The 11,022-nt window shown below is 50.1% G+C and carries 7 protein-coding genes and 2 rRNA genes (1 of these 9 cut by a window edge); 5 read left to right on the top strand and 4 right to left on the bottom strand.

From position 1 onward, the window contains the following. Positions 1-1,947, top strand: a 23S ribosomal RNA gene (locus GEOB_RS17845) (it extends 1,010 nt beyond the left edge of the window). Positions 1,948-2,135: 188 nt separating this feature from the next. Next, positions 2,136-2,252: ribosomal RNA gene (gene rrf, locus GEOB_RS17840) — 5S ribosomal RNA — on the top strand. 305 nt (positions 2,253-2,557) lie between these two features. On the opposite strand, the gene GEOB_RS17835 is transcribed toward rrf, so the two are convergent. Then, positions 2,558-4,348, bottom strand: coding sequence for a GspE/PulE family protein (locus GEOB_RS17835; RefSeq protein WP_012648656.1), 1,791 nt, complete (start codon positions 4,346-4,348; stop codon positions 2,558-2,560). A gap of 212 nt (positions 4,349-4,560) precedes the next feature. Between GEOB_RS17835 and msrA the strand changes: the two genes are divergently transcribed. Then, complete coding sequence (gene msrA, locus GEOB_RS17830) at positions 4,561-5,109, top strand: peptide-methionine (S)-S-oxide reductase MsrA (protein WP_012648655.1); 549 nt, start codon at positions 4,561-4,563, stop codon at positions 5,107-5,109. Between the two features lie 199 nt (positions 5,110-5,308). Here msrA and GEOB_RS17825 read toward each other — a convergent pair whose 3' ends face one another. Beyond that, positions 5,309-7,228 carry an LTA synthase family protein gene (locus GEOB_RS17825; protein ID WP_012648654.1) on the bottom strand — a complete coding sequence of 640 codons (1,920 nt, stop codon included), beginning with the start codon at positions 7,226-7,228 and terminating at the stop codon, positions 5,309-5,311. 198 nt (positions 7,229-7,426) lie between these two features. On the opposite strand from GEOB_RS17825, the gene GEOB_RS17820 reads away from it, so the two are divergent. Then, entirely contained in the window at positions 7,427-8,296 is an 870-nt protein-coding gene (locus GEOB_RS17820; protein ID WP_012648653.1) for a diacylglycerol/lipid kinase family protein, read from the top strand. A gap of 10 nt (positions 8,297-8,306) precedes the next feature. Here GEOB_RS17820 and GEOB_RS17815 read toward each other — a convergent pair whose 3' ends face one another. Both GEOB_RS17815 and GEOB_RS17810 read right to left on the bottom strand, forming a co-directional pair. Continuing rightward, entirely contained in the window at positions 8,307-8,843 is a 537-nt protein-coding gene (locus GEOB_RS17815; RefSeq protein ID WP_012648652.1) for an acyloxyacyl hydrolase, read from the bottom strand. Between the two features lie 82 nt (positions 8,844-8,925). Further along, positions 8,926-9,555: a hypothetical protein gene (locus tag GEOB_RS17810; protein ID WP_012648651.1), complete on the bottom strand. Its 630-nt coding sequence runs from the start codon at positions 9,553-9,555 to the stop codon at positions 8,926-8,928. A gap of 212 nt (positions 9,556-9,767) precedes the next feature. Here GEOB_RS17810 and bfr point away from each other — a divergent pair, with 212 nt between their 5' ends. Then, entirely contained in the window at positions 9,768-10,235 is a 468-nt protein-coding gene (bfr, locus tag GEOB_RS17805; protein WP_012648650.1) for a bacterioferritin, read from the top strand. The last annotated feature ends 787 nt before the right edge of the window (positions 10,236-11,022 follow it).

The following is an 11,022-nucleotide window of genomic DNA, read 5'->3' as shown; positions in this document are numbered from 1 at the left end:
GATCCATGGTCGAAAGGGAAAGAGCCCAGACCGTCAGCTAAGGCCCAAAATCTATGCTAAGTGGAAAACGATGTGGAAATGCCCAGACAACCAGGAGGTTGGCTTAGAAGCAGCCACCCTTTAAAGAAAGCGTAATAGCTCACTGGTCGAGTGGGTCTGCGCGGAAAATGTAACGGGGCTAAGCATAGTACCGAAGCTACGGATTCGTACCTTAAGGTATGAGTGGTAGGGGAGCATTGTGTAAGCCTGCGAAGGTCGATCGTGAGAACGGCTGGAGGTATCACAAGAGATTATGCTGACATGAGTAGCGAAAAACAAGGTGAGAAACCTTGTCACCGAAAACCCAAGGTTTCCTAAGTAAAGGTAATCTGCTTAGGGTTAGTCGGTCCCTAAGGCGAGGCCGAAAGGCGTAGTTGATGGGAAACAGGTTAATATTCCTGTACCACCTGTGAATGCGATGGGGGGACGGAGAAGGGTAGGCGATCCGGGTGCTGGATGTCCCGGTTTAAGCGTGTAGGCGGGAGAGAGAGGCAAATCCCTTTCTCCATTAACGCCGAGGCGTGATGACGAGAGCGTATGCTCATAAAGTCGTTGATCCCATGCTTCCAAGAAAAGCCTCTAAGCTTCAGTTCACAGGTGACCGTACCGTAAACCGACTCAGGTGGGTGAGGAGAAAATCCTAAGGTGCTTGAGAGAACACTGGTTAAGGAACTCGGCAAAATGATACCGTAACTTCGGGAGAAGGTATGCCCTCATCAGGTGTAGCGATACGCACGTGAAGCCGAAGAGGGTCGCAGAGAAATGGCGGTAGCGACTGTTTACTAAAAACACAGGACTCTGCTAAGACGTAAGTCGATGTATAGGGTCTGACGCCTGCCCGGTGCTGGAAGGTTAAGGGGATTTGTCAGCCGCAAGGCGAAGCTTTGAACCGAAGCCCCAGTAAACGGCGGCCGTAACTATAACGGTCCTAAGGTAGCGAAATTCCTTGTCGGGTAAGTTCCGACCTGCACGAATGGCGTAACGATTTCCGCGCTGTCTCAACCAGTGGCTCAGCGAAATTGAATTCTCGGTGAAGATGCCGAGTACCCGCAGAAAGACGGAAAGACCCCGTGCACCTTTACTACAGTTTGACAGTGACATTCGGAATAGCTTGTGTAGGATAGGTGGGAGACTTTGAAGCTGGCACGCCAGTGTCGGTGGAGTCAACCTTGAAATACCACCCTGGTTGTTTTGGGTGTCTAACCCAGGCCCGTCATCCGGGTCGGGGACACTGTCTGATGGGTAGTTTGACTGGGGCGGTCGCCTCCCAAAGAGTAACGGAGGCGCGCGATGGTTCCCTCAGGCTGATTGGAAACCAGCCGTAGAGTGTAAAGGCATAAGGGAGCTTGACTGCGAGACCAACAAGTCGAGCAGGTACGAAAGTAGGTCTTAGTGATCCGGCGGTTCTGTATGGAAGGGCCGTCGCTCAACGGATAAAAGGTACGCCGGGGATAACAGGCTGATCTCCCCCAAGAGTTCACATCGACGGGGAGGTTTGGCACCTCGATGTCGGCTCATCGCATCCTGGGGCTGAAGTAGGTCCCAAGGGTTTGGCTGTTCGCCAATTAAAGCGGTACGCGAGCTGGGTTTAAAACGTCGTGAGACAGTTTGGTCCCTATCTTCTGTGGGCGCAGGATACTTGAGAAGAGCTGTCCTTAGTACGAGAGGACCGGGATGGACGTACCTCTAGTGTTCCAGTTGTCACGCCAGTGGCATTCGCTGGGTAGCTATGTACGGAAAGGATAACCGCTGAAAGCATCTAAGCGGGAAGCCTCCTTCAAGATTAGGTATCCCTGGGTGTAACAACCCCTAAAGGCCCGTTGTAGACCACAACGTTGATAGGCTGGGTGTGTAAGCAGAGCAATCTGTTTAGCTGACCAGTACTAATCGGCCGTGAGGCTTGACCATAAAAATTAACTTCAAAAGGGGGGTGGCAACCCCACCCCCTAATATTAATCAATCTCTACTACTACAAATCAAATATATGCGATTGCCGAGATAAATAAACGGCAGTGAATAGTGATTAGTGAGCAGTGATGGGCAAACGTTTTTGCCAATCACCAATCACCAACCACCAATCACCGCCACAAGAGTTTCTCGGTGGCTATGCCGAGAGGGTCACACCCGTTCCCATCCCGAACACGGAAGTTAAGCCTCTCAGGGCCGATGGTACTGCACGGGTAGCTGTGTGGGAGAGTAGGTCGCCGCCGGGATTTAATTTGAAAAGCCCCAACTGTTCATTCAGTTGGGGCTTTTTTAGTTCTGGTTTTTTTCTACCCATACCTTGCTTTCTTTCCTCGCCCTTTGACCTCTCCCCCGAAAACTGAGCCATTGCAACTTTAGTGATTTCGGTCTAGAACCTCACAAGGAGACTTGACATGAAACGAAATCGCTTAGGGAGGGCGGCCTTTTTTTTGCTCAGCGGTCTCGACCGAGGCGTGGCCGGTAATGAGGATGACTTCCGTGGTGGGAGGGTGTATCTGTTTATTTTTTCAGGATATCGATGCCGTTGATTGGCTTATCCCGTTATCGCTACTACTTCCTCATAGGTTGTTACTCCTTCAAGCATTTTTCTGATTGCCACCTGCCGCAGGCTTATCATGCCGTCTTTCTTTGCTGCTGCGTATAAACTCGCCAGATCCACCTGATCGGAGAGGACTTCTTTAATGGAGTCCGTGAAATCCAATACCTCAAATATGCCAGTCCTTCCTTTATAGCCGGTCCCCCGGCATTCCGAGCAGCCGCCACCTTCTTGCACCGCATATTTGCCAGGTTCCAGTTGCAGGTAAGCTATCTCCTCATCACGCAGCTGCCGTTCCTTTTTGCAGTGGGGACAAATGGTCCTTAGCAGACGTTGGGCAATGATACCGTTGACCGTGGAGGATATGAGGAATGATGGGACGCCCAGGTCGATGAGACGTGTCACTGATGACGGTGCGTCGTTTGTATGCAGGGTGGAGAGAACAAGATGTCCTGTGAGCGCAGCCTGGACGGCATTCTCGGCTGTTTCACGGTCACGGATCTCGCCAATCATGATGATGTCCGGGTCCTGCCTGAGGATATTGCGCAGCACAGTGGCAAAGTTGACACCAATTGCCGACTGAACACCAACTTGGTTGAACTCCTCCATGACCATCTCTATGGGGTCTTCCACCGTGACAATATTTATTTCTGGTGATGCCAATGCCCGCAAGGAGGAATAAAGGGTGGTGGTCTTGCCGCTGCCCGTTGGGCCGGTGACTAGAATAATGCCATTGGGTTTGCGGATAAAGGAACTGTAGAGCTGATATTCACGGGGATAGAAACCTATCCTGTCCAGGTCCTGCATGAGAATCTCCGGATCAAAGATCCTGATAACTACTTTTTCGCCAAAGGCGACAGGCAATGTGGATACCCTTAATTCAACTTCTTTTCCTTTGTGGTTGGTCTTGATGCGTCCGTCCTGGGGACGGCGCTTCTCGGCCAGGTCAAGACGGGAGAGGAGCTTAATGCGGGAAACGATAGGGGGGTGAAGCTGCCGCGGTATGGTGTGGATGTTGTGCAGAACGCCATCCACCCGCAGCCTGACCAAGGACATCTCCCGCTTGGGTTCAATATGGATATCGCTGGCCCGCTGGTCAAAGGCATACTGGAGCAGGAATTCAACGGCCGCGATGATGTGTTGATCTGTGCCTTCTATATCCGACTGTCCCCGCAGCTTTACATACTGTTCAAGATTGGAGAGGTCGGTGGAGGTCACTGCCTCGTTTTCCGCTGCCATAATTGAGGCACGAAAACCAAAAAACTCCCGTAGGATCTTTAGAATATCGCTGCGAGATGCCAGGACCAGTCTTGGAGATATTTTTACAGCAGCGGCCAAATCGCCAATGGCTGCAGTGTTAAAGGGGTCTGCGACGGCGATTATGACCTTTCCATCCTGTTCGCCCACAGGAACAATTACGTTTTTCAGGGCGAAGGGCCTTGAGACATATCTGGTGACCACATCAAGATCAAGCTTGAGAGGGTCAATCTTCAGATACTCCAGACCAGAGGCCTGTGCTATAACCTCAGTGATTGAGTCCTCGCTTAGTATCTTGCCACTGTTCGGCATGACCAGGTTGAAGGAAGAAATGACCTCTGCCGGAGATATCTGATCGGTACCTTGGGCAAAGCGGCGGGAGTAGCCTGACTGTTGATGGCTGTGCAGGCGTGCGGCCTGCGTCTCCCCTTTGGAGATAACTTCTTTGAATTGTTCTTCGGTTATTAGGCCACGTTTTAGCAATATCTGGCTGACATTTTTTATGGTGAGCGACTTTTTTGGTGTTGTCATCACGTCTCCCCGTGAAGTGCTACAGTATCATAGCAAGAAGTAAGCGTTTTAGATAGGCCGGGATGGCAGGCAAGCAGCCTATGCCTGAGCATTTTATCCCTTACACGGGATGTAGGGCAAACTATAAAATTTACGATCGTTTAGAAGGAAGGAAAGTTTTTGCTAAACTAGAAGCAAGACAGGGTTAGGTCAGGCTGAAAGGAGTGAGATCTATGGAAAAACTTGAAACGGCGACGCTTGCCGGTGGATGTTTCTGGTGCACGGAGGCAGTGTTCCACGGACTTAAGGGTGTACACAAGGTGTTATCAGGCTATGCCGGCGGCAGTGTGGAAAATCCCACCTATGAAGAAGTCTGCAGCGGCAGGACCAAGCATGCCGAGTCGGTTCAGATATGCTATGATCCGCAGACCATATCCTTTGCCGAACTGCTGGATGTGTTCTGGCGCATACATGATCCTACAACCTTGAATCGCCAGGGGGCCGACCGGGGCAGCCAGTACAGGTCGATCATATTCTATCATGATGACACGCAGAAACGGATTGCTGAAGATTCAAAGAAAAAGGCCGCGGCGAATGGCTTATGGCCTGATCCCATAGTAACCGAGATTGTCCCTTTCACCAGCTTCTATCCTGCGGAAGGATATCATCAGAATTATTATCGTTTCAACCGAACTCAGCCATATTGTCGAATGGTGATAGATCCAAAGATGGAGAAGCTGCGGAAAACCTTCACTGATCGAATCAAGGAAGTGGATGTCTAGGAGTCTGTCGGACTTAGAATGAATCGGCTGCGAAAATGGCAAATCGGTCCGGATCTCCGTAAATTTTCGACAAATAGGTCCACTATTCGCTCTCAAATTTCCAAATATCCGTCCTCGATTTTCCATTCTCTCGCTTCGATCCCTAAGTCCGACAGACTCCTAACTTCACCACTTCCTTGATCGAATCTTTTCCTTGGCACTACTTTACGAGCCTGTTTAGCCGGTTTTTGTAGACGTAGTAGGCACCCTGGTAATAGCCCAGTCCATTCACAAGCAGGTCATCCTGAGGCTTGATTTCGGTTGTCTTGTCATCCCCCGAAAATCCTTTGGTGAAGGTATAAAAACCGGTTTCTTTTTTCGGACCAAGGACGAGCAGCCTGTTACCTTCAATAAAACCAAGCTTCTGATAAGTGGAAATGAAGGCCCGCTCTTGCCCAACCTGATCGTTCAGAATGTCCTTGCCGAAAAATTTGGTCGTGTAGCTGAGATTGAGCAAACCAAGCACGGTGGGCGCTATATCAATCTGGCTCATCATCCGGTCGATCTTCTGCGGTTTGATCAGTGCCGGGGCATAAATGAAGAGAGGGATCCGGTAGTCCTTGACCGGCAGGGCCATCTTTCGGGCGCTGCCAGCACAGTGGTCGGCAACAATGACAAAAATGGTGTCGTTGAACCAGGGTTTCTTCTTTGCCTCAGCCAGTAGCCTGCCAATGGCGAAGTCGGCGTATTTGACACCTCCATCTCGACCTGTTTTGGATGGGATATCAATCTTGCCGTCGGGGTAGGTATAGGGACGATGGTTGGAGGTGGTCATGACAACACTGAAGAATGGTTTTTTTTTGGCAAAGGATGCATCACCCTCCTTGATCGCCTTCATGAAGAGATCTTCGTCGCAAACTCCCCAAGCGTTGGTAAACGTTACTTCATCCTTGGCGAAATTGAGCCGGTCGACGGTGGCAAAGCCGTTGTTGGCAAAGAAGTAGTTCATGTTATCGAAATAACCGTGCCCGGCATAGATGAATTTGTTATCGTAGCCTTTGTCCTTCATTACTGAACCCCAGGAGAAAAAATTCTCGTTATGGGGGCGCTTGACGATGGATGTGCCGGGAAGTGGGGGCATGGCCAGGGTTATCGCTTCAAGGCCGCGCACTGTTCGTGTTCCGGTGGCGTAAAGGTTGGTAAAGAACATGGACTCATCGGCCAGCTTGTCAAGATTGGGGGTAATCCCCGTCGAGTTGCCGAAGGTGCCGAGGAAGCTGGCGCTCAGGCTCTCTTCAATTACTACAACTACATTCAGGTGTCTTTCCGTTCCCTGATGCTGGATTACCCGGGAAATCTCATTGGTGTCAGAGCTGACGAAATGGTTCCCTTTTTCAGTCAATTGCCTTTTCAAGGCGGACATGACCACGTCGTTTTCTTTAACTGTATAAAATTTGTTGAAATCCAGCTCGTTGTTTCTGAAGGCGGCAGCCAGGTTGTAAATACCGTTACTTGCCAGCTCGTCGGCATAATTATTGGGAGAGATGTGGTTCATGGAAATATCGACGAAGAAAAAGGACAGTATTGGCAGAAGAAGGAACAAGAATCCGGTTTTGCATCTTTGCCCCAGTCGGGATGTGCCGGAAAAGGCAGTTGTCAGATGTTTCCTGACGAAGATGAAGACAAATATGTTGACCAGAAGAATTCCGCCCAGTAGCCAGTTGACCGGATACGACTCGCGGATGTTGCGAATGACCTCGGTAGTGTAGATCAGATAGTCGATGGCGATAAAGTTGTAGCGGGTGGCGAATTCATCGAAGAAAGTATATTCGGCAATGACGTTGAAAAGCATCAGGTAGGTGACGACAAAGCCGACTAAACCGGCAAGAGCCTTGAAAATTGTGCTGTTGAAGACCTTGTCGGGAAGCAACATGGCGACAATGACGAAAGGTATGGCGAAGTAACTGAAGGTGACGCAGTCAAAGAAGAACCCGACTCCGTAAATCTTTGCCAAAAGAAGAGGTGTCAGCTCAAGGCTGGATAGTGATTTGACCAGAAGGATGGTTCTGGTGAGAAATGAAAAGGCAAATACAATCAGGAACAGGGTGTACAATGACAGGTATCTGTTTTTAGTCCACATGAAAGGTCTTCCTTCCGATTTTCTATCTCTGGCATTTTTTTGATTGAGCAGTTTATAGTTTTACTTTAGATCGGTCGCTTAAGTCCAGATTATTCATTAATCCCGCGAAAATCGTTGCCAGACAACCTTGTCCGTTCTATAACAGCAATACCAAGGTTCAACGGACTCTTGAACCCGTACAACTGATGAGGATACTCAATGCCCAGACGCTGCTTTCTTATCGTTAATCCCACCTCGGGAAGCTATTCGCGCCGCAGGATCGATTCTGTCATGAGAAGTCTGGAACGAGCCGGCCTTGTCCCACAACTGCTCCTCACCGAAAGTGCTGAAGATGCCTCTCTCTTTGCCAGGCGCATCTGTGCTGAAGAACCTGAACCTTTTATCGTTGCCGGTGGTGGCGACGGAACCGTTAACGGATTGGTGAACGGGCTGGTGCCGGGAGTGGCGACCTTGGGCGTGCTCCCCCTGGGTACGGCGAACGTACTGGCGAAAGAATTGTGTATTCGGTCGCTGAATGAGTCTGTGGAGAAAATTGTCAGACAACAGTCTAGGCCGATTTCTGTAGGGATGCTTGAGTCCGCCGGAAAATCGGCTTATTTTCTTTTGATGGCCGGCATCGGCTTTGACGGAGCGGTAGTGGAAGGAATGCGGCTGTCGGAGAAGCGGATCGTCGGTAAAGGGGCCTACCTGCTTTCCGCCCTGCGGGTTCTGGCAGACTGGGACCGGCAGTTGTTCACAATCAGCATTGACGGCAAGGATATGACATGTCATGGGGTGGTCATCTGCAATGCCTCCAAATATGGGGGCAATTTTATTCTCGCCCCGGGAGCCGATATATCCAATCCGGACTTCCAGGTGGTATGTGTTAAGGACAGCCGCCTGACGACTTACCTCAAGCTGATGATGGGTTTGGCTGCAGGTAGAATTTCCGGAGAGGGTATATCAACGATTAGGGGGCGTGAGATAGTCATCGGCGGGGAGAAGGCTGTCCAGCTGGATGGCGATTTCCATTGTCACGGGCCGGTACGGGTTACTGCCGTTGAGAACTTCCTCAACATCATCGTCTGAAGTTGAAAGGTCAAAAGTTCCAGCTTATGGCCGCCATGTGCAGATCCAAACCGGGATTGACGCTGTTGTACAATCCTGCATTGGACATGTGCTGGATGCGATAGCCTAGCCCAAGGCCGTTGTCGAACCGGTAGTTCAGCCCCAGGTAGATGAGGAACTGCAGTTTACCTGCAAAATTCTGGGTGCCGAAATTTCGTTTGTTGAGAATGACCAGGCTGGAACCTATATCTGCGGCAAAGCCGCGATTTCCCTTGCTAAAACTGAAGCCTGGCCCAAGCGTACCGATAAAACCTATTGCCTTTCCACCATAAAGTGCTCCGGCTGAAGCATCAAGCTTCACTCCCAACCCCCATCCTGAATCGCCACGCCAGTCCCACGGCAGCCCGTATTCCGTGAACATCTCGTATTGATGGAAATATTCGTGCTTCTTTTTCGCTGAAATGCCGCTACGAATGCCGATACTTTTCAGTCCTTCTTGGGCATTTGCTGGTGGGGGCGAGAGATTAAGCGCAAGAAAAAGCAGGATCATGACCGGAAGTGTTTTCATATACTCCCCCATAAAATTTAGCATCGATTAATATTTTAGGGGGCGTGTTCGAAAATGCAATCTTCAGGCTGAAAAGAAGGTCTTATTCGTTGGCATATCCTGCCAGACCCTCGAGGGTTTCTTTCAGTTCATGGGCGGCGATGGAAAAGAATCGATCGAGGAGGATCTTGTCCATATGTACAGGATAGAGGGGTAAAGCAAGGCGATAGATTAGGTCAAGGAAGGAGTCGTGCCGGTTTTCCTCCAGAAACAACGATCCGTACTGGTTTACCGGGCCATAAAGAAATGCGTCCTCCATGACAGCTTCGTCTTCGCTGTAATAGGGCATGAGCATTTCCAGGGCAAGGCAGAGGCCTTGGCCGGTGGCATCCTCAGCCAGATAAACGAGCACCTCGTCCTGTCCGGCCCCCCCATGTTCATCGCTTTCAGGGCAGACGACACCCGCCGGAATGACAATGACCTGCCCATGACGGGGGTCGAGGCCGTAAGGCCATCCCTTTTCAACGAGGAAACTTTCGATCTCCCTGTACCCTTCCGCTTGCAGCGGTTCCAGATCCCGATAAAACTCAACCTGGAAAAGCTCCCGGTTGGCAGCCAGCTCCTGAAAGGAGATAAAGTCATCCTCGCTGGCAGCAGGACGCTGGTTCCGCTTTTCCGTATTGTTTACTACCAGCCTCAGTTGAGGTCTATTTTCGTTATTGTCCTTGCTCATAGATATGTTAATCCCGTTTATTGGTAGTTGTCGCTTTCCAGACCATACTTTTTATATGCCACGGTGTCAAGCCGATGTAACCGGATGGGGATGGGGGAGCAAAAAGCGGGAATGTGGTTGAATTAGTTTGCTCTCATATTATACTATCTACAGTTTGGAAACGAGAGGATCTTTCTATAAATACCAGATAGATGCCGAAAAGGGGGATGATTATGAAAGGAAGCGATAAGGTCATCGAACACCTGAATGCCAGGCTGGCCGAGGAACTTACGGCCATCAACCAGTATATGGTCCATGCGGAAATGTGTGAAAACTGGGGGTATGACCGGCTTTACAAGGCCATAGAAGGCCGTTCCATGGTTGAGATGAAGCATGCGGAAAAGCTGATAGCCCGGATCCTTTTTCTCGACGGGAGGCCGATCGTCAGCAATCTGAACAAGATGAACATCGGCGCCGAGGTGGAACTGATGCTGCGCAATGACCACGCTTACGAATTGGAGGCGATCCACGGATATAACGACAGCATCAGGGTGGCTGTTGAAGAAAAGGACAACGGCACCAGGGATCTGCTCCAGTCCATCCTGGATAACGAGGAAGAGCATATCGACTGGATCGAGGCGCAGCTGGATCAGATTCAGCAGATGGGACTGCAGCAGTACCTGGCCGAACAAACCGCCTGAATCTTTAACTTACTAGTCAGAATCAAGAGAAATTTCACTGTCCGTAAATGCCGTTGCATTTATGGACTTTTTTTGTTCCGCCTCAGCCGCTACCGTTACAGCAGGATTTCTGAAACAGCTTTGCCAGAAGCGCTTCACACCCAAATCATTTTTTATGCAGGAAGCTTTACAAGGCAGGGTAAAATGGTAAAATCGTATTTAATAAATTTTTAATAATTAAGTGAATACTGACTGAGTTTGGGGAGTGAAGTAAAGAAAGAATTGATTTCGCCGGACACTCCCATTTAGACCAGGATTTCACGCTGCACTATTCATTGCCCACACGTCTCTCCAATATCCCTACCGCAGATTAATAGCCGGCCGTCAGGGGTTTGCAGAATGGTGGTTCCTTTTCTGCGATTAATGAGCCTCAAAAATATTGTAGCTGATTCTGCAAAAAAAAGTGGAGACGGGATGGGTTTGTCAACCATGCCGCAGAATATAAACGAAAGGAGCTGTTATGGGCAAATTGGAGGGGAAAGAAGGCGTAATTTTGAAGTGGCCGAAGTTCCTGATTTCCATGCAGTTAGTGCTGTTTGCCGCAATTGTATCCTTTGGACCGGATCAATGCAGCGCGCAAACGGATGTACCCGTTAACAAAAGTTACGACAGCGCAAGGGAACGCCTGCGAGAGCGCGCCGGGCGGGTGCAAGAGCACAGGAAGGCACGAGTGACCCAGGCTCAAAGGGAAGCTGCGGCAGCTCGGGCTAAGGCGGCTCGCGAGAAAGAGGCCTCCCGGAAGGGAGCC

This window comes from Geotalea daltonii FRC-32 (genome assembly GCF_000022265.1).
Lineage (GTDB): Bacteria > Desulfobacterota > Desulfuromonadia > Geobacterales > Geobacteraceae > Geotalea > Geotalea daltonii.
The sequence above is the reverse complement of the archived record's forward strand: the minus strand, read 5'-3'. Positions and strand labels throughout refer to the sequence as shown.